Genomic DNA, 19,765 nt, shown 5'->3' with positions numbered 1-19,765 from the left:
CAAAGAGTAAACAAAGGGTAACCCCTACCATCTCGCAAGAATCTTGTTGCAGGTGGTAAGAAATGACGTCCCTCAATCGCGTTGCCCGGCATGTTCAGTTCCGTATTATCTGGCTCCTGCTTTTTGTACTGGCAGCCTGTCTGAGCAGTCCTCCGGCACACTCCAGTTCACGCATTGCCCATTTCTTGCCGGACATTGCCCTTAACGAGATCTTTCCCACCGCCACCCACACCAGCGAGCCCGCAGGCACTTTGCCTGTTGCCAAGGTCTTTAAGGATCAGGAACAGCTAGGGTATGTGTATGTGACGACCGACATCGTCAACACCCGTGGTTACTCCAGCTTCCCCATCGACACCCTGGTCGCCATGAGCATGGATGGCAGCATCGTCGCTGCCAAACTGTTGGAACACCATGAACCCATTGTCTTGATTGGCATCCCCGAGTCGCGGGTAGAGGCCTTCATTCAAGGCTATGTGGGTCAGAACTACATCAAGAACCGTCCCAAACCCGGCGCACCACCACCTGTCGACATTATCAGTGGCGCCACCGTGACCTTGATGGTGGTCGGTGACAGCATCATGCGCTCTTCGCAACTGGTGGCCCGGCAAGAAGGCATAGGCCAGCCTGCCGCCCCCGCCACAGCACCGGCTGCAGTCAAACGCAGCATAGACAGCAGCAATCAAACCATTGCAAGCTGGGATGAATTGCTCCAAAGCGGTGCCATCCAACGCCTGCACGTCAGCGTGGCCGACATCAACCAGGCCTTCATCGACAGTGGCCGTACAGAAGCCGCCGCTCATCCGCAGGAAGGCGACCCACAAGACACTTTTATTGATCTGTACGCCGCCCTGGTCAGCGTGCCCAGCATTGGTAAAAGCCTGCTGGGCGAATCTGACTACACATACCTGCAGCAAGAACTGAAACCCGGTCAGCAAGCCATGCTGGTCGTCGGGAACGGGCTGTATTCCTTCAAGGGATCAGGCTATGTACGCGGCGGGATTTTTGACCGTATCGAGATCGTCCAGGATCTGGACAGCTTTCACTTCACCGATCTGGACCACCAGCGTCTGCCCGGCGTGAAAGCTGCCAATGCCCCTGACTTCAAAGAAGCCGCCCTGTTCAAAATTCCGGCTACTGCTACCTTTGATCCGGTCCAGCCCTGGCGGCTCCAACTGCTGGTTCAGCGCGTGCTGAGCGTCAAGGACAAAGCCTTTGTAACGCTGAACCTGAATTACCAGCTTCCTGACGCCTATTTGACAGCGCCCCCTCCAGCAGCCGTTGCAGCGCCCCCCGATACCGCAGCGCACGATGACCTGGAAACCGCCAGCGAGCCTTTGTACAAGCAAATCTGGGCGGGCAAGAAAGTGCAAATTGCCGTGCTGCTGCTGTCCTTGCTGACCTTGGGTGGAGTCTTCTTCTTTCAGGACACGCTGACCAAGCACGAGGTCTTTTACCAACGCTTTCGCATCGGCTTTTTGCTGTTCTCCCTGGTCTGGATAGGCTGGTACGCCTCGGCCCAGTTGTCCGTGGTGAACGTACTGACTTTCTCCCACGCACTGCGCACCGATTTCCGCTGGGAGTACTTCCTGATGGATCCGCTGGTCTTCATTCTGTGGATCGCCACCGCCATCTCCCTGATCTTCTGGAACCGAGGTGCCTTCTGTGGCTGGCTCTGCCCCTTTGGAGCACTGCAAGAACTAGCCAACAAGCTGGCCCGCTTCCTGCGCATTCCGCAAATCAAGGTAGCCTACAGCGCCCATAAGCGCCTGGTGTCCATCAAATACGTGATCTTCATTCTGCTGTTTGGCTTTGCCCTGTACGACATGGCCGTGGCGGAAAAGATGGCCGAAGTCGAACCCTTCAAGACCGCCATTATCCTGAAATTCATCCGCGACTGGCCCTTCACCATCTTTGCCGTATTGCTGCTGATTGCCAGCCTGTTTATCGAGCGTTTTTACTGCCGCTACCTCTGTGCCCTGGGTGCTGCCCTGGCTATCCCCGCCCGCTTGCGCATCTTTGACTGGCTGCGTCGCTACCCCATGTGTGGCAACCCCTGTCAGCGCTGTGCAAGCGACTGCCCCGTCCAAGCCATCGAGCCAGAAGGCCCGATCAACCCCAACGAGTGCATCCAGTGCCTGAACTGCCAGATGCTGTATCACCACGAGAAAAAATGCCCGCACCTGATTCAAAAGATCGCCAAGCGCAAACGAGATAAACCGGCCCCCGTCGCCGTTGCCAGCTCGCTGCAAGACGATGCTGCTGCCCGCCCTACCGTGCGTCCACGCAGCGTAGACAGTACCGATTCCACGCCAGCCACGCCGTGAGACGGCTGGGCGCGCCCCAGCGCCAAGTCGGTCACGTCATCACACAAAAGGAAGATCACACCATGTCCGAGAACACACAGGATAAACACGGCTTGAGTCGCCGCGCCTTTCTGGGCACCGCCGCCTTGTCAGGTGCCGCAGTCGTCAGCGCCACCCATATTGGCAATGCCCTGGCCGATACGAAAAAAGCACCGGACGGGCAAAACGCCCATATCGAGCCGGGTGAACTGGACCAGTACTACGCCTTCAACTCCGGCGGTCAATCCGGCGAAATCCGCATCATGGGCCTGCCCTCCATGCGCGAGCTGATGCGCATCCCGATTTTCAACATTTGCAGCGCGACGGGCTGGGGCATTACCAACGAAAGCCGCCAGATCATGCGCGCCAACCTGACGCCTGAAACCCTGGCCTTTGCTGACTCCTTGGGCGGTATCCTGCCTAACGGCGATGCCCACCACCCCCATATGTCCTTTACCGACGGAACTTACGACGGGCGCTTCATCTACATCAATGACAAGGCCAATAACCGCGTGGCTCGCGTGCGCTGCGATGTCATGAAATGCGACAAGATCATCGAGATCCCCAATGCCGACGGCATCCACGGCCTGCGCCCCCAACGTTACCCCCGCACCGGCTATGTGTTCTGCAACGGCGAACACATCGTTCCCCTGCCCAATAACGGCACCATCTTCGGCAACCCCAAAGAGAACTACTTCTCTGTCTTTACCGCCATTGATGGCGACACCATGGAAATTGCCTGGCAGGTGATCGTGGATGGCAACCTGGACAACTGCGACGCCGACTACCAGGGCAAGTACGCCTTCTCCACCTGCTACAACTCCGAAAAGGGACTGGATGTCGGCGAGATGAGCGCCAACGAGCAGGACTGGGCCGTGGTGTTCAACCTGAAGGCCATTGAAGACGGCGTCAAGAAAGGCGATTTCAAGGAAATGCAGGGCGTCAAAGTGCTGGATGGCCGCAAAGGGTCGCGCTACACCCGCTACATTCCTGTGCCCAACTCCCCGCACGGTTGCAATGCCAGCCCCGATGGCATCCACGTGGTGTTTAACGGCAAGCTCTCGCCCACCGTCACCATGATTGACGTGCGCCGCCTGGACGACTTGTTCGCCGACAAGATCAAACCGCGCGACTGCGTAGTGGCAGAGCCTCAACTGGGCCTGGGCCCACTGCACACAGCCTATGACGGCCGCGGCAATGCCTACACCACGCTGTTTATCGACAGCCAGATCGTGAAGTGGAATATGGCCAAAGCCATTGAGGCTTACCAGGGCAAGGACGTAGACCCCATCATCCAGAAACTGGACGTGCACTACCAGCCCGGCCACAACCACACCACCATGGGCGAGACCAAAGAGGCCGATGGTAAATGGCTGGTCTCGCTGAACAAGTTCTCCAAAGACCGCTTCCTGAACGTAGGCCCGCTCAAACCAGAAAACGATCAGCTGATCGACATTTCGGGCGACGTCATGAAGCTGGTTCACGATGGCCCAAGCTTTGCCGAACCACACGACATGCTGCTGGTTGCTGCTGACAAAGTGCGCCCCAAGCGCGTCTGGACTCGTGACGACCCATGGTGGGACGGCGCACGGAAAATGGCTGAAAAAGACGGCGTCACCCTGGAGGGGGCGTCCAAAGTCATTCGGGATGGCAACAAGGTACGGGTCTACATGACCGCTGTGGCGCCCGTGTTCTCCGTACCCAGCTTCGAGGTCAATCAGGGCGATGAGGTCACCGTCGTGGTCACCAATATGGAGATGATCGAGGACTTGACCCACGGCTTTACCTTGTCCGGCTACGGCGTGGCCATGGAAATTGGACCGCAGCAAACCAGCTCGGTCACCTTCACGGCCTCCCGCCCCGGTGTGCATTGGTACTACTGCCAGTGGTTCTGCCACGCACTGCACATGGAAATGTCCGGTCAGATGAACGTGAAACCCAAAGTCTGACGGTGACATGAAGCCTTTCTGCCTGCTCCCTATCCGTGCACGATGCCTCAGCCCAACCCTGGTGCTGAGGCTGGCCTTCAAGCCGCTTACGGTCCTGGCCCTGGCGGCCAGTGGCCTGATGGCTCACGCGGCCACCATTGAGGTGTCTGCCGATACATCGCTGCAAGCCGCCATCGATGCCGCCCAAGCTGGCGACATCCTGATGCTGGCTCCCGGCACGTATCAGGGCAACATCATCGTGAACAAGCCCTTGACGCTTCAAGGCCCCAGCAACCGGCAAGCCGTGTTGCTGGGCGAACGTGAAGGCCGCACGGTGTGGGTGCAGGCGGAAGATGTGCAGATACGTCAGATTACCGTGCGTAATTCCGGCTTGAGCCTGCCCGACATGGATGCAGGCATATTCCTGGATAAACCCGCCCATAACGCCCTGATTGAAAACAACGACATCCTCGACAATCTGGTGGGGGTGTATGTCTGGGGGCCCCATAACGCGCTGGTGCAAAACAACACCATCGTAGGCAATAAAGAACTGCGTCTGAACGAACGCGGCAATGGCGTCACGCTGTGGAACTCCCCCGGCTCTCGCATTTTGCATAACGATATTTCCTGGGGTCGCGACGGCATTTTTTCCAATACCAGCCGCGACAACGTTTTCAGCCATAACCGCTTTACCCAGCTGCGCTATGCGGTGCACTACATGTACACCAATAACAGCGAGGTCAGCAGCAATGTTTCCATAGGCAATGACATTGCCTATGCCCTGATGTTTTCGCAGTTCCTGACAGTACGTGAAAACATCAGCATCAACAGCACGCATCAAGGCTTGATGCTCAATGCCGCTCAGCAATCGACCATTACTGACAACATCGTGGACGGTGCCGAAAAAGGCGTCTTTCTCTACAACGCCAACTTCAACAAGATCTCCGGCAACCTGATTCAGAACACCCAGATCGGGGTGCACTACACCGCCGGTTCCGAGGGCAATGAGATCACGGAAAACGCCTTCATCCAGAACCAGAATCAGGTGAAGTATGTGGGCACCCGCTACCTGGAGTGGTCCAGCAAGGACCGGGGCAATTACTGGAGCGATCACAGCGCTTTTGACCTGAACGGTGACGGCATTGGTGACACCGCTTATCGCCCCAATGGCCTGATTGAACAACTGGTGTGGCGAGCCCCTTCGGCCCGCGTGCTCTTGAACAGCCCCGCCGTTTCCATTGTGCGCTGGGCGCAAACCCAATTTCCTGCCATTTTGCCCGGCGGCATCATCGATAGCGCACCGCTGATGCGTGCGCCCGACAATCCCGTCTGGGAGCGCTACAAGGCCAATCATGACTCCATCCAATAACTGCACGGCCCCTGTCGCGCTGGCCAATGTCAGCAAGCTGTATGGCCAGCAGCGTGCCGCCAACGCGGTGAACTTCGAGCTTTACCCTGGTCAATGCACGGTACTGGCTGGCCACAATGGCGCAGGCAAAAGTACTGTCATCAAACTGATTCTGGGCCTGATCCGCGCCGACGAAGGCAAGGTCACGTTGCTGGATCATGACGCTGGTTCATCCCAGGCTGCCCGACTACGGGCCCATATCGGTTACTTGCCCGAAACCGTCGCCCTGCACCCCGCCTTGACCGGCACCGAAACACTGGCTTTTTACGCTCGTCTGAAAGGGCTGCCGACCCGTGACAACCAGGCCTTGCTGGCACGTGTCGGCATTGCACAAGCGGCTCACAAGCGCGTGGGTACCTATTCCAAAGGCATGCGCCAACGCTTGGCACTGGCTCAAACCCTATTGGGCAAACCTCGTGTGCTGTTACTGGATGAGCCCACCACTGGACTGGACCCAGCCTCCCGTCTGCTGTTCTACGAAATCGTCCAAGAACTGCGCGATGCCGGGGCCACCATCCTGCTCAGTACCCACGCTCTGGCGGAGATGGAACGTCTGGCAGACCGCATCATCGTGATGCAACAAGGACGCAAGATTGCCGATGGCACCTTGTCCGAATTGCGCCAACACGCTGGCTTGCCGGTACGTATTCGCCTGACCGTGGAGCAGATCCCCGACTCTGTTCCACAGCACTGGAATGTCATCGGCACCAATCGTCTGGAACGTCATTGCACCGAAGCCGAAAAAATCCAGATTCTGCGCGAAGCGCATGCCATCCCCGGATTGACCGACCTGGAGCTGGAATCCCCCGGTCTGGACGAGTTGTATGCGCACTTTTTGAAGCGCGAGGATTACTAAGCCATGAACCCTGTCCTGATCATCATCCAAAAGGAAGTGCGCGACGGATTGCGCAATCGTTGGGTACTGGCCGTCACCCTCCTGCTGGCCGCACTGGCTTTGTCCTTGGGTTTTCTGGGCAGCGCCCCCACCGGCAGCGTCAAGGTAGATCCTTTGACAGTCACGGTTGTCAGCCTGTCCAGCCTGTCTATTTTCCTGATCCCGCTAATAGCCATGCTGCTGTCCTACGACGCCATTGTGGGTGAAATAGAGCGCGGCACCATGTCCTTGCTGCTCAGTTACCCCGTCCATCGCTGGCAAGTTCTGGTCGGTAAATTCCTGGGCCATGCCCTGATCCTGAGCTTATCTACCGTGGTGGGCTACGGCTTGGCAGGCGTTACCTTGCAAGTGGCACATGGCGGCCTGGACTTCAGCGTCTGGACGCCCTTTCTGGCCATGATGGGTGCCAGCGTTCTGCTCGGCGCCAGCTTCCTGTCCATGGGCTATTTCATCAGCACCCTGGTCAGAGAGCGTGCCACTGCGGCCGGACTGGCCATCGGTATCTGGCTGTTTTTCGTGGTGATTTATGACATGGCTCTGCTGGGTATTCTGGTCGCTGACCAAGGTGCCATGATCACCGCTTCCTGGCTGAACATCATCCTGCTGTTCAACCCCACCGACGTGTACCGCCTGCTGAATCTGACCGGCTACGAGAATGTCGCCATGTTTGCTGGTATGGCCGGTTTAAGCGAACAGGCTCGTCTGCCCGCCAGTGTGTTGATGAGCGTTCTGCTGCTGTGGATCGCCGTGCCTTTTGGTCTGGCAAGCCTGGTATTCAAAAGAAAAGCACTATGAAAAAACTACGCACTCTTCTGTTGCTGTGCCTGGGTCTGATACTGGCTGCCTGCGGCCAACCGGAACAGGTGCAAGCCCCGCCGCCTCCCGTCGTCCAGATCCCACAAACGGCTGTAGGCCACTACTGCGGCATGTACCTGTTCGAGCATCAAGGCCCCAAAGGGCAAATCCTTCTGCGCGAACGCGAAGCGCCGCTCTGGTTCACTACCATACGCGAGGTCTTTGCCTACACCATGCTGCCTGAAGAATCCAAGGCCATTGCCGCCACCTATGTGCAAGACATGGCCCAACGCAATCAGGACGGCCAGTTCCCCGAAAAAGCCTGGATACCGGCACAAGATGCCTGGTATCTGATCTACAGCCGCTACACCGGTGGCATGGGCACCATCGATGCCCTGCCTTTTAGCCAGGAGCAGGCCGCCAAGGATTTCCAGCAACAGCATGGCGGCAAAGTGGTTCGTTTTGCCGAGATGCCGGAGAACTACATCTTTGGTGCGGTCGCGCTGCCTTGAAACGCTTATCTTCCTGATCCCAGGTATTTGCCATGACTTCTACTCCTGTTTCCCGCCGTCGTTTTATCGGTATCGTGGCCGCGACCAGCGCCCTGACTTGCGTGCCCTGGGCCGTCAAAGCGATGCAAGCAGCCACTACCCCACTCAGCTCCTGGCAAGGGGTGGCTTTAGGTGCGGACGCACAACTGCATATTCACCATCCCGACCCGGTTTTCGCACAAACCCTGATCGATCAGGCCCTGTCCGAAGTGCGACGGCTGGAGCGAATATTCAGTCTGTATGAACAAGACAGCGCCTTGCGACGCCTGAATCGCGATGGCTATCTGAAGCAAGCCCCCGGCGATTTGACGCGGCTGCTGCTGGAATCACAGCGCCTGAGTGAATTAACGAACGGGGCCTTTGATCCAACCGTGCAGGTGCTCTGGGAGCTGTATAGCCAGGCAGCCCAACGCAGCGCTAAAGCTTCCATCCCTGATGCCGCCGAGATTAGCCAAACGCTGCAGCAAGTCGGCTATCAAGCCATCCACATTCAAGGTGACACAGTCCTGCTACAACACCCCGGCATGGCCCTGACCCTGAACGGGATTGCTCAGGGCTACATCACCGATCGCATCACTGAACAGCTGAAACAGGCGGGCCTGGAGCACGCTTTGGTCGATATGGGCGAGATACGCAGCCTGGGCACGGCTCCGGGAAATCGTCCCTGGCGCGTCGGTCTGGCAGGCGATCAAGCAGAACCAGCCAGCTTGTTGAATCTGGATGTACACAATCAGGCAGTCAGCACCTCGTCAGGAGCAGGCACAGCACTTAGCCGGGATGGCTCCGTCACCCATCTGTTCAACCCCGCCAATGGTCAGGCCCGTCCTTTGTATCGCAGTGTCTCTGTCGTGGCCGGAAATGCCACCATTGCCGACGCCCTGTCCACAGCCTTTTCCTGGATGTCGCCACTAGAGATAGCTCGGGTACTGGCTGGCGATCCTGGTTTGCAGGCATGGGTGCTGCCCTACGATGGTGATCAGCTAGTACGGATGCACTCGTAAACACCAAGACAAACCCGCTTACCGGCAGACGCTCAAGCCCGATAAAGCCTCGTACAATGACGGTTTCGTCTACTGCAGGCCAAAACCCCATGCCCCTGAACGCTGAAACCCTTCCCTCTGCCGCCCCTTTACCCGGTCTGCCAGAATGGACCGGGTTTTGCGAGGCAGCACACCAGTCTGATCGATACGCGTTGGACCTGCATTGCCTGAAAGCCGCAGGCTTGCAAGTGGACTTGAGTGGACAGCGGCATTCGCCGGAACTTCAAGCAGCCGGAGCCGCTCTTTTAGCAGCCCGCCATTTCAACACGGCACGCAAGCAGTTGCTAAACGGCGGCATCGTCAACGGCACCGAACAACGCGCCGCCTGGCACAGCGCCCTGCGCGCCCCCGCCCCCATGGCGGAAGTCGCCAAGGAACGCGAGCGCATGAACGAATTCGTGCGCGTCGCCGACTCCGAGCGCCGCTGGCGCAACATAATCCATATTGGTATTGGTGGCAGCGACTGGGGCGTGCGCCTGTCCCTGGCGGCCTTTGGCTATCGCCACAGCTGGCGCAACGTACGCTTTCTGGCCAATATCGACGGCCATGCGCTGGAGCATGCACTGTCGGGTATGGACCCTCACGACACCCTGATCGTGATCGCCTCCAAATCCTTCACCACGACCGAGACTCTCAAGAACGGACAGCGGGCCCTGGAATGGCTGCAAGCCGCTGGCGTTGCCAACCCCTACGAACAAATCGTTGCGGTCACCGCCCGCCCTGAAACGGCCTCCAACTGGGGGGTTCCACAAAAAAATGTCTTCCAGTTCTGGGACTGGGTAGGTGGCCGCTTCTCCCTGTGGTCGGCAGTCAGCTTAACCACGGCCTTAGCGGTTAGCAGTGACGTGGTGGCCGGAATGTTGTCAGGCGCTGCAGCCATGGACCAGCATTTTCAGGAAGCCCCCATCGCGTCCAACGTGCCCGTGCAAATGGCACTGGCTGGCGTGGTCAACCGCAGTGTGCTGGGTTATGGCTCACTAAACATTTCCCCCTACGACTTCCGCCTGGGCAATCTGGTGCCCTACATTCAGCAACTGGATATGGAGTCGTTGGGCAAGTCCGTCACCACCAGCGGCGAACCGGTTGGAATCGCTACCGGCGCAGCCGTCTGGGGACTGGCCGGAACAGATGCACAACACACCTTCTATCAGTGGCTACACCAGGGCAGCGATGGCGCTCCTGTGGACTTTATTGTGTGCCAGCAGGCGGATCACAATCAGGTCGAGCACCATAACCTGCTGCTGGCGAACTGCCTGGCACAGCGCGAAGCCTTGATGCGCGGCAAAACCTACGAGCAGGCCCTGGCCGAGTGCGAACAACAAGGTCTGGGCGAGCAGGCTGCCGAACTTGCCCACCATCGCGTGCACTCGGGCGGCCGCCCTAACACCCTGATTGTGTTACCTCGCCTGAACCCCTTCTCGCTAGGCGCCTTGCTGGCCTTGTACGAGCACAAGATTTTTGTGCAGGCCTTGATCTGGGGGATCAATCCCTTCGATCAATGGGGGGTGGAATACGGGAAAGTACTGGCGAACGGGATTTTGCAGGAGCTGTCGGGAGAGAAAAAAGCCTCTGCTGAGCATGATGCGTCTACTCGGCATTGGATAGACGTTTTCAAGAACTAAGGCTGCCCACTTAGCTGCCCCTGCCCAATCTCATTATCTATCAAAGACCTAGGGCACTATTTTCTCATCAGCCTCCACGTGTATACTATCCGTATATACCAAATCCATGGAGGTAACTATGCGTACAAACGTAAAACTACCCGCCAAGAAAGTTCACCCCACCAGCAAGACAACAAGCGTGTTCATGAGTGGAAATAGTCAAGCGGTTCGTCTACCTGAAGGTTTTCGATTCGAAGGGAAAAGAGTCTTCATACGACGAGACCAAGAGTCTGGTGATGTCATTCTGTCCTCAAAGCCAAGAGGCTGGGATCACTTCCTTAATGTTGCCGCTAATAATGACCCTGCTGAATTCGAAGGTTTCCTGGAAGATCTGAACAGAGATCAAGACCCCGCCCCCGAGAAAGATCATTTCGCAGGGTGGGAAGAATGATCTACATGCTAGATACCAATGCTGTTTCCAATGCTGCCATGAACAGGGGCAAAGTAAGAGAAACTATGCTGGGACACAGTCCCAGCAATATTTTTGTATCTAATATTGTGCTCGCTGAGCTGATGTATGGGTTTGCCAAAAAGTCCAGACCTACCTTGCAGGCGACAACAGAAGCCCTGCTAAGCACGATGACTGTGCTGGACTGGGATGATTCCGTTTCCGATGTTTATCCGGCTTTCCGTGTAGCCATAGAAGCCAAAGGTCGCTCGCTCTCGTATATGGACATGTTGATTGCAGCCCATGCCCATTCAATAGGGGCCATCTTGGTGTCCAGCGATGCGGGAATGCATAACGCCCTGGCAAACAATGTTGTTGATTGGTACTAGGACTACAGTAGACAAAGCGTCTACTGGCTCATCAATCCACTAAAACACATCCACTCCCGCGCCAGGTCATGAATCGCCGCATCCCGATGCGGCGTTTTTGTCTGGCTCCCTGCGGAGTTCCAGATAAAGTAATCCACATCCCCACAAGGAGTACCCAGCGCCGCGTAGACTGAAGGCATGATGGGGACATGGTCGCCATACCAGCACAAGCTGGCTGGCCTATCCGAAGAGCTCAAAGCCCCGCGCAGACGTGTCAGCATGGCATCGGCATTGCGGATGTGACGCAAGTAAATCGTCAGGTCTTCACAACCTTGCGGAGGTGGCTGATGATACAAGGCCTCGACATCAGCCGCTGCGACCTTTTCCAGGTGCAAAGGCCCGTGATTCTCCATCGTAATCACATGAATGAATACCGGCCCTGTAGCCTGCTCCAGCACGCTGGCGACTTTAACCGCCACCGCCAGATCACCAATATAAGGGCCGGTACGTTCCACATCAGCAAAGACCTTGATGTCCAGAAACTCGTCAAACCCAAATAGTGGGAATACGCGATTACGCTGGTAAAAGCTGGCGGGATAAGGATGAATGCAGATCGTGCGGTAGCCCTGCTGTTTCAACCAGGAGGCCAAGGTCGCCACCGACCATCCCGCGCATACTGCGCGATAGGGGTTGAAGCGATGCACACCCAAAGTACTGTTTTCAATACCGCTCAAGAAGGAAAACTCTGAGCGCACGGTGTTCGCGCCCCAAGCGGGGACCTGCAAGTATCCGCTGACAACCGCTTCGGCTTTGAAGCGGTCAAACTCCGCCAGAATTTCTGGTCGAATCCCGTCAGAAATTCGCCGGGCATCAAAGAAAGACTCGCTTTGCACAGAAACGAGATGAGGCAGATCGGACAAGGAGTTCGCATCGGACAAAACAGGTGCAGACGTTGGAGCAACACTTTCAAAAGGGGAGGACAAACTGGGGAGCTCTCGCCCTTGCTGCCAGTAACGCCAGAAGCTGGCTAACAGCCCCAAGGCCTGCACATCCTGCTCCGGTGCAATCTGCACCATCAAACGCGCACTATTACCCCACAGCAGCAAGCCCAAACTCAGCACAGCAAGCAAAGCCAAGGCTCCCCATTGAGCTGTCCAGGCAGCACGCATAGCGGGTACGGGCTCCAGCCATAAACCAATTGTCAGAGCGGCAATAAAACCCGCTGCCGCCAAAAAGAACTTCCCCCACCCCAGAAAAGGAATGTAGAGCCGAGGATGACGGATCGCATCCGTAAAATACTCGTAATCCTGAAATACAAAGGCTTCACGCAAAGCCTTGAACTTGGCATTGCTGACCACGGTCAGTTTGCACAGTTCTGCGGTGCGAGCATTGGTTGGCACAAGGGCGCCTTTCACAAAAATCCGGTACAGTTCTATAGCCATCTCGGTTGCTTTTTGGCTCATGTCACCCATCACTCGGTCATTACTGACCAGTTCATCACCATGTGACCAGGAAAAACTCGCTCTGGGCAGTAGGTCACCCGAATATCAGCCTCATCACCCACTTGCTGAGGAAAACTCAGGTCTGGGCAGCCTGCACCAGCATATCCAGCTCAGGTTCAACAATATGAATCCGGCCTTGATTGATCGTGTCAACCGCGTAAACGTTCACATCAACGTCAATTACCTTTTTGCCATGTGAGGCAAATAATGTTGCAGTAAGCAGTCCGATATAGCCCAGACCGATCATGAATACAGTTTTAAACATTCTGGTCTTCCGAATCAAGAGATCAAGGTTTTTAAAATCTCACTAATGCGGGTGGCGGCCTTGCCATCCCCATAAGGGTTGTGCGCCCGCGCCATACGTTCATATTCCTCAGCGTCATCCAGCAGTTGCGTGGCAGCGCTAACAACGGCGTGTGTGTCTGTTCCTACCAAACGCACAGTTCCTGCATCCACGGCTTCCGGGCGCTCGGTCGTGTCACGCATCACCAATACCGGTTTGCCCAAAGAAGGCGCTTCTTCCTGAATACCGCCGGAGTCAGTGATCAAAAGGTCACAACGATCCATTAGGTAAACAAAGGGCAAATAATCCAGTGGTTCGATCAAGTGAACATCGGAAACGTCGGATAAGATACGACGTACTGGTTCCTGAACATTTGGATTCAAGTGCACTGGATACACCACCTGCACATCACCACGGGAGGCAATCTGACGTAAGGCCAAGCAGATATTTTCAAAGCCAGAACCAAAGTTTTCGCGACGATGCCCCGTCACTAAAACTAAGCGTTTAGCTGAATTAATAAAAGAGAACTGAGCCTCAAAACGGCTACGCAGTTCCGAGTCCTGGCGAACGCGTGCGGCTACATCCAGCAGCGCATCAATGACGGTATTGCCCGTGATGTGTACCGTCTTGGGATCCACGCCCTCACGCAACAAATGCGTTTGTGATTGCTCGGTCGGAGCAAAGTGCACATCAGCCAGTACGCCTGCTTGGCGGCGGTTCATTTCTTCCGGCCAAGGGGAGTACTTGTTATGCGTGCGCAAGCCCGCTTCCACATGTCCGACCTTAATCCTGGCGTAATAAGCTGACAACGCTGCGGCCATGGTGGTAGTCGTATCGCCATGCACCAAAATCATGTCTGGTTGCCATTGTTTGTATACATCGCGCATACCCAACAACACATTACTGGTGATGTCATACAAATCCTGGCCTGGCTTCATCAAGTTCAAGTCAAAATCAGGTTTGATGGAAAAAATATCCAAAACCTGATCCAACATTTGGCGGTGTTGGCCCGTCACGCAAACACGCGCAACAAACGCAGAGTCGGCAGCCAATGCCTTTACGACCGGAGCCATTTTGATGGCTTCTGGCCGTGTTCCAAACACAGTCAAAATCTTCATAAAATTACTTTGTGTCTTTAGGGTAAACAGTTATCAAACAGGCGCATTTCTCGAACTTGCATTCCGTCAGAGCCCCCGGCACTTCAGTCAGTTTCAACTCAGAGAGTCAACGCTGCACCGTTTCTTTTTCATCCTCACGGAGATAGTCATCCAGAACAAAATCAATATGAACCCTAGGAAAGCTATCAGCGACAATCGGTCCAGCTCGATAGCGCGTATGCGGTCCTGTCGAAGCAGGAGGCCCATCGACAATGACCAAAATGCGTTTGAAGAACGAACTCTTGCTACGAGCCAGATCGCTTAATTTTTTTGCGGTAGCCGCAAGAAACTTGTGTCGCACCGTCCTTTCCACTCCGCCAGAGGTGCTAAAACTAAATTGACAGAGTCACCAAGCCTCGCTTGAACCAAATGATCCTTAGTTTAGTTGTAATCGCACTCCAGATGATCAAAAGGCACAAAACGAGGAGGTTTGCTCCCCGTTCGTTCTGCAGCTGTAGCCAACTTTTTTTCTAGCAAAATAGTAGACATACCGGAGCCAAACTCCGCGATCAAACCGTATTGCTCGAGCGCAACACATTACATCAAACACAAGGCAAAGTCTGAAGAGACAAGCAAACTATGACTTTGGCTATTAAAGACCGGTAGGCTACCCGTAGCCAAATACTCCTGCATGCTAATAAAAGACTGAACCTGACGAGTTATATTGGCACTATTGCTCTTAATCAGATTCTCAAGGTAGCGACGCACTCGCAACAACTCGTCAGTTTGCTATTTGGATTGCCCTCTCCGTTTGCTGCTTCATCAAGGCGACAACAGCAGTTCCAAGAGCAGGCTGTTGAGCTGGCAGCTCTTTCGCTTGATCCTTGATAATTTGCATTTACTCAAAATACACGCGCAGCAGTTCCTCGGCCTGGCTTTTTGTTTGTTGGTTCAACAAATCCGCTACCTTTACCTCCAGAGCGGGTTACTGAGCAGCCAAGGTCTGAATCTGGTTTCTAAGGTTTTGTATTTGCTCTGCCTCCACGTGCCCTATGTACAGCTAGCAAACGCTCTAGCTCCTGTTGTAAATCATCGCACTTTAGTTGCTCTTGCTTTGAATCGGCCAGGGTTTATTAGACACTTCTTAGCCTCATACCCAGGAGATGATTATGAGCACAGTCCGATTCACGGAAAAATTCAAATTCGAAGCGGTCAAGCAGGTGACCAAATACAAGCGACCAGCGGCCAAGGTAGCCCAACGCTTGAGCGTGTCGACCCACTGCATGTATGTCTGGTTCAGGCGCTACGGTAGGCCTGTCGAACAACGTCAGCAAGAGTCGAATGAAACGGCCAAATTGCGTCGGTTACGCGCCAAGATCAAATGCCTGACCGAGGTGCGAGATATTTACAAAAAGCTGCTGCGCACTTTGCCAAAGAGTCAAGCTGAAGTACGCGTTTATCCAGCAGCTTTCGACTCATTATGTAGTGCGCCAACTCTGCCAGGTGCTCGAGATTCACGTTGGTGGGTACTACGCCTGGCTACGCCCCCATAGCCAACGACACTATGAAGACCAACGGTTACTGGTCCTGGTCAAACCCTATTGATTTGCAAGGCTCATCATGGTTGGCGCGTTTTGAGCGAAACATGCAGGCGTCATCGTACGACGCGTTTCATACGTGACCAAGACTGGCGTGCTCAGGTTGAGTACCGGCGCCGAACATGGAGTGGATAACCGATATCACCTATATCCGCACGCATGAACGCAGCTTATGTTTGACTGTCGTTGTGAACTTGTTTTCTCACCAACTGGTAGGTTGGTCGATGAATTCGCGCATAAATAAAGACTTGGTTTTACAGGTCTTGTTAATATCAGGATAGCCACGCAAGCCCACGCCAAATGTCATGGCTCATTCGGACCAGGGCAACCAATTTACAAGCTACGAATGGGCGGCATTTCTTGCCGCTCATAACTTACAACCTAGCATGAGCCGGCGAGGCAACTGTCACGACAGTGCTGTTGCTGACAGCTTTTTCCAATTGCTTAAACGCGAACGCATTAAACGCAAAATCTACAACACGCGAAAACTGGCACGCCAGAACCTTCTCGATTACATCGAAATGTTCTACAACCCAATTCGACGCCGCGGCCATGTCGCAAACCTTTCGTCGGTAAACTACGAACAGCAGCACTTTTCTGAGACAACGAACTGTCTATAAAGGTGTAGCCGATTCACTTAGTGCGTTCTCCGTTCCTTTTCTCACATCATCATGCCATTTCTCGGCTTTCAAAGGGGCTAGGTCGTATACTCGACTCCCCTCAGCGACGGCCATCTTGCCTTAAATGATGTCCAGCACCAGGGCACTTTTACGCTTGGCCGTCTAGCGTTTGAAGTCTTCGCCCATCATCTGCAAACTCATGGCGATTTCCTCAATTATCACTTGAGCAGGTTTTCGCTGGGTCATTACACCATCGCCATGAACGGTCCGTGCAACTCATAGATATAAGACAGGCGATTGGCCGTAATACTCATGGTACTGCCGGTCATCATGTGGGCAGTCAGGCTGAACAAATCATCTAACCTGAGCATGCCGTAATCAAGACCTGAAATACCAACCTCAACCGCACAGTCACTACCGGCCATGGTGGATGACAAAACGCCCACACTTTCCATGAACTTCCAGAACAGATCCAGTAACAAGCGCTGTTGAGGAGCCAACCAGGCAGCTTCGCAAGAGGAAATACCAAAAAGGCCTGCATCGAACTCGTCAATGCGCGACGGGCGCAAACCCGTTGTTGGTGCCGGTATACAACGGCCTTCCCTCATGGCCTGACCATGTGCCACCAAAGCAGTGTTTTCCCTTAGCCGCATCCAAAACGCCCGAATCAGGGCGTTTTTTTTTGGGGGTTATCCCTCATCTATAGCCAGGTCCACCTAGGCTCTATACGAAATGTCTTATGGCATGGCTGTCGCACGCCGTTACATTGAAATGGCTTCATCTAATAATTAATCCACTCTGGAGACATTTCATGGGTACGAACGCGACCACCGCACCCGTCGACGAACGATTACCGAACGGCAGGCTGGCTGCGCTGGGCTTGCAGCACGTTCTGGTAATGTACGCCGGTGCCGTCGCGGTTCCACTAATTGTGGGCCGGGCATTAAACCTGACGTCTGAAGAAGTATCGATCCTGATTGCTGCTGACCTGTTTGTCTGCGGCATCGTGTCCATCATCCAATCGATGGGCTTTACGCAGTATTTTGGTATCAAGCTGCCCGTCATGATGGGCGTGACCTTTGCCGCTGTCGGCCCCATGGTCTCCATGGCACAGGCCAACCCCGGCCAGGAAGGAGCCCAGTTGCTCTTTGGCACGGTCATCGGGGCGGGGGCCATCACCATGATCATCGCCCCTGCCGTCAGCCGCATGCTGCGCTTTTTCCCGCCTGTGGTCACCGGCACCATTATTGCCATGATCGGCATCACGCTGATGCGCGTGGGGATCAACTGGATTTTCGGTAACCCTGTCGGCCCTACCGCCCCCACGGTCATCAACCCCGACCACCTGGCCTGGATTCAGCACGCACAATCGGCCGCGGCCATGCCCGGCTCTGCCTTGCCCCCACCTCCAGAAGGTCTGGCCTTGAAAGCAACGGTACCGAATCCGCGCTACGCCAACCTGACTGGCCTGGGCATTGCCGCCATCGTGCTGACCTCGATCCTGCTGATTGCTAAATTTGCAAAAGGTTTTCTGGCTAACGTGGCCGTATTGCTGGGTATCGTCATTGGCGCCGTTGTGGCCTCGGCCATGGGCATCATGACCTACGAGAAAGTCGCCAATGCCGCTTGGGTTGATCTGGTTCTGCCCTTCCACTTCGGGATGCCCAAGTTCAATATCCTGCACATTGCAACCATGACACTGGTCATGATTGTGGTGCTGATTGAGTCTACCGGGATGTTCCTGGCTCTTAGCGACATGACAGGCAAGAAAGTGGATCAGAAAGATCTGGCACGCGGCCTGCGCACCGACGGTCTGGGCACCTTGCTGGGCGGTATCTTCAACACCTTCCCCTACTCCAGCTTCTCGCAAAACGTGGGCCTGGTTGCCGTGACTGGCGTGCGTAGCCGCTTTGTCTGCGTGGCCGGGGGTGTGATTTTGATCATTCTGGGCCTGCTGCCCAAAATGGCTGCCCTGGTTGAGTCCCTGCCAACAGTGGTGCTGGGCGGCGCCGGGATTGTGATGTTCGGTATGGTGACCGCCACCGGTATCCGCATTCTGTCTGGCGTGGATTACAAGACCAACCGCAACAACTCCATGATTGTGGCCATCTCCATTGGCGTCGGCATGATTCCGCTGGTTGCGCCCAACTACATGCAGTGGATGCCTCACGCCATTCACCCGCTGATCGAATCGGGCATCTTGCTGACCTCGATTGCTGCCGTTCTGCTGAACTTGTTCTTTAATGGTGCTAAAGAAGATACGCATGCAGCGGTAGAAGCAGCCAAGCACGCAGAAGCCTAAAGCGCTTGCTCAGCTTGTCTTGAAACCGGCCTGTCTCTTACAGAAAGACAGGCCGGTTTTTATCGCCCGGCTTCTGCCATCACGAGGCGAAGCGCCGCGCACCGGCTACGCATAAGGCAGCGCCTAAAGTCACCCAGATCATGCTGGCATTGACGGACTCACCCAGCAAGGCGGCAGCCAGTCCCAAGCCCATAAAAGGCTGCAACAACTGCAGTTGCCCCACTGCGGCAATCCCGCCCTGCGCCAAACCCCGATACCAGAACACGAACCCCAGGAACATGCTGAACACTGACACATAGCCGAAACCTAACCAGGCTGCTGTATTCACATTGCTGAATGTTTGCGGCCAGAACCACAGCATCATGGCGAACATGAAAGACGAGGAGAGCACCAGGGCCCAGCAAATAACTTGCCAGCCACCCAGACGACGCGACAGGCGTCCACCTTCGGCATAACCCAAGCCACACACCACCACGGCGGCCAGCATATACAGGTCCCCTTGCCAGGCCGCATCCAGACCTTCTCGCGCGGCATAGGCCATCACCAGCAAGCAGCCTAAAACAGAGCACAGCCAGAACACGGGCTTATGCCGCTCTCCGGCCAAAACCACCCCAAAGAGGGCTGTGCACAAAGGCAACAAGGCGACATACACAATAGAATGCGCCGAAGTGATGTACTGCAAAGCCAGCGCCGTCAACAAGGGAAATCCCAGCACGACACCAAAACCAACCACGGCCAGGGGTAACAAGTCTGATCGCTTTGGCCGTGCCACACGCCCGATCAGCAACCAGACCGCTGCCAACAAGGCAGCGACTACCGCTCGCGCGCCAGTCAGGAAAAAAGGATCCATACCCAGCACAGCAACACGCGTAGCCGGCAGAGATCCGGCAAAGATTGCTACGCCTATAAAGCCATTTAGCCAGCTGACTGCCTTGCTATCCATCATTCACTCTCCAACAAAGATGCTTGTCAGTACAACACAGCTAT

General features: G+C 55.3%; 17 protein-coding genes and 1 pseudogene. 12 read left to right on the top strand and 6 right to left on the bottom strand.

The annotated features are described in order from the left end of the window. The first annotated feature begins 62 nt into the window (after positions 1–62). From ACLPGZ_RS00835 to ACLPGZ_RS00790, 10 genes are all read left to right on the top strand, one after another. Positions 63–2,324, top strand: a complete 2,262-nt coding sequence (locus ACLPGZ_RS00835; RefSeq protein ID WP_239054817.1) for a NosR/NirI family protein — start codon at positions 63–65, stop codon at positions 2,322–2,324. 62 nt (positions 2,325–2,386) lie between these two features. Beyond that, positions 2,387–4,291: a TAT-dependent nitrous-oxide reductase gene (gene nosZ, locus ACLPGZ_RS00830; RefSeq protein WP_239054818.1), complete on the top strand. Its 1,905-nt coding sequence runs from the start codon at positions 2,387–2,389 to the stop codon at positions 4,289–4,291. A gap of 7 nt (positions 4,292–4,298) precedes the next feature. Further along, positions 4,299–5,639, top strand: a complete 1,341-nt coding sequence (locus tag ACLPGZ_RS00825) for a nitrous oxide reductase family maturation protein NosD (protein WP_239054819.1) — start codon at positions 4,299–4,301, stop codon at positions 5,637–5,639. Beyond that, positions 5,623–6,534, top strand: coding sequence for an ABC transporter ATP-binding protein (locus ACLPGZ_RS00820; RefSeq protein WP_060185425.1), 912 nt, complete (start codon positions 5,623–5,625; stop codon positions 6,532–6,534). Before ACLPGZ_RS00825 ends, ACLPGZ_RS00820 begins: the two co-directional genes overlap by 17 nt. Positions 6,535–6,537: 3 nt before the next feature. After that, positions 6,538–7,368, top strand: coding sequence for an ABC transporter permease (locus ACLPGZ_RS00815; RefSeq protein WP_009463485.1), 831 nt, complete (start codon positions 6,538–6,540; stop codon positions 7,366–7,368). Next, a complete protein-coding gene (locus ACLPGZ_RS00810) occupies positions 7,365–7,880 on the top strand; it encodes a nitrous oxide reductase accessory protein NosL (protein ID WP_083054847.1) in 516 nt (171 codons plus the stop codon). The genes ACLPGZ_RS00815 and ACLPGZ_RS00810 overlap by 4 nt, the downstream gene beginning before the upstream one ends. A 32-nt stretch (positions 7,881–7,912) precedes the next feature. Next, on the top strand, positions 7,913–8,920 hold the full coding sequence (locus ACLPGZ_RS00805; protein WP_239054820.1) for an FAD:protein FMN transferase: 1,008 nt from the start codon (positions 7,913–7,915) through the stop codon (positions 8,918–8,920). An 89-nt stretch (positions 8,921–9,009) separates the two neighbouring features. Further along, positions 9,010–10,581, top strand: coding sequence for a glucose-6-phosphate isomerase (gene pgi, locus ACLPGZ_RS00800; protein WP_239054821.1), 1,572 nt, complete (start codon positions 9,010–9,012; stop codon positions 10,579–10,581). A gap of 118 nt (positions 10,582–10,699) precedes the next feature. Further along, the gene (locus ACLPGZ_RS00795; RefSeq protein ID WP_060185429.1) at positions 10,700–11,011 is read left to right on the top strand and encodes an antitoxin; all 312 of its coding nucleotides are present in this window, start codon (positions 10,700–10,702) and stop codon (positions 11,009–11,011) included. Positions 11,012–11,016: 5 nt separating this feature from the next. Further along, positions 11,017–11,397, top strand: a complete 381-nt coding sequence (locus ACLPGZ_RS00790; RefSeq protein WP_239054822.1) for a PIN domain-containing protein — start codon at positions 11,017–11,019, stop codon at positions 11,395–11,397. A gap of 20 nt (positions 11,398–11,417) precedes the next feature. Here ACLPGZ_RS00790 and ACLPGZ_RS00785 read toward each other — a convergent pair whose 3' ends face one another. The 4 genes from ACLPGZ_RS00785 to ACLPGZ_RS00770 form a co-directional block, all read right to left on the bottom strand. Beyond that, positions 11,418–12,839, bottom strand: coding sequence for an LTA synthase family protein (locus ACLPGZ_RS00785; protein WP_428993895.1), 1,422 nt, complete (start codon positions 12,837–12,839; stop codon positions 11,418–11,420). A 115-nt stretch (positions 12,840–12,954) separates the two neighbouring features. After that, on the bottom strand, positions 12,955–13,143 hold the full coding sequence (locus ACLPGZ_RS00780; RefSeq protein ID WP_060185431.1) for a hypothetical protein: 189 nt from the start codon (positions 13,141–13,143) through the stop codon (positions 12,955–12,957). A 14-nt stretch (positions 13,144–13,157) separates the two neighbouring features. Then, complete coding sequence (gene wecB, locus ACLPGZ_RS00775) at positions 13,158–14,279, bottom strand: non-hydrolyzing UDP-N-acetylglucosamine 2-epimerase (protein ID WP_060185432.1); 1,122 nt, start codon at positions 14,277–14,279, stop codon at positions 13,158–13,160. Between the two features lie 106 nt (positions 14,280–14,385). Next, positions 14,386–14,619 (bottom strand): hypothetical protein, encoded by a 234-nt coding sequence (locus ACLPGZ_RS00770; RefSeq protein ID WP_155624314.1) that lies wholly within the window; start codon positions 14,617–14,619, stop codon positions 14,386–14,388. 808 nt (positions 14,620–15,427) lie between these two features. Here ACLPGZ_RS00770 and ACLPGZ_RS00765 point away from each other — a divergent pair. After that, positions 15,428–16,476 (top strand): annotated as a pseudogene (locus tag ACLPGZ_RS00765) (IS3 family transposase). 245 nt (positions 16,477–16,721) lie between these two features. Here the strand turns inward: ACLPGZ_RS00765 and ACLPGZ_RS00760 are convergent. Continuing rightward, positions 16,722–17,144 carry a beta-ketoacyl synthase N-terminal-like domain-containing protein gene (locus tag ACLPGZ_RS00760; RefSeq protein WP_429640968.1) on the bottom strand — a complete coding sequence of 141 codons (423 nt, stop codon included), beginning with the start codon at positions 17,142–17,144 and terminating at the stop codon, positions 16,722–16,724. Positions 17,145–17,287: 143 nt separating this feature from the next. On the opposite strand from ACLPGZ_RS00760, the gene ACLPGZ_RS00755 reads away from it, so the two are divergent. Continuing rightward, positions 17,288–18,778: a nucleobase:cation symporter-2 family protein gene (locus tag ACLPGZ_RS00755; protein WP_060185435.1), complete on the top strand. Its 1,491-nt coding sequence runs from the start codon at positions 17,288–17,290 to the stop codon at positions 18,776–18,778. A 79-nt stretch (positions 18,779–18,857) separates the two neighbouring features. Here the strand turns inward: ACLPGZ_RS00755 and ACLPGZ_RS00750 are convergent, their stop codons facing one another. After that, a complete protein-coding gene (locus tag ACLPGZ_RS00750; protein WP_239055708.1) occupies positions 18,858–19,721 on the bottom strand; it encodes a DMT family transporter in 864 nt (287 codons plus the stop codon). Between the last annotated feature and the right edge of the window lie 44 nt (positions 19,722–19,765).

Source organism: Alcaligenes sp. Me129, assembly GCF_050487245.1.
Classification (GTDB): domain Bacteria; phylum Pseudomonadota; class Gammaproteobacteria; order Burkholderiales; family Burkholderiaceae_B; genus Alcaligenes; species Alcaligenes phenolicus.
This window is presented reverse-complemented; position numbering and strand designations above follow the sequence as displayed.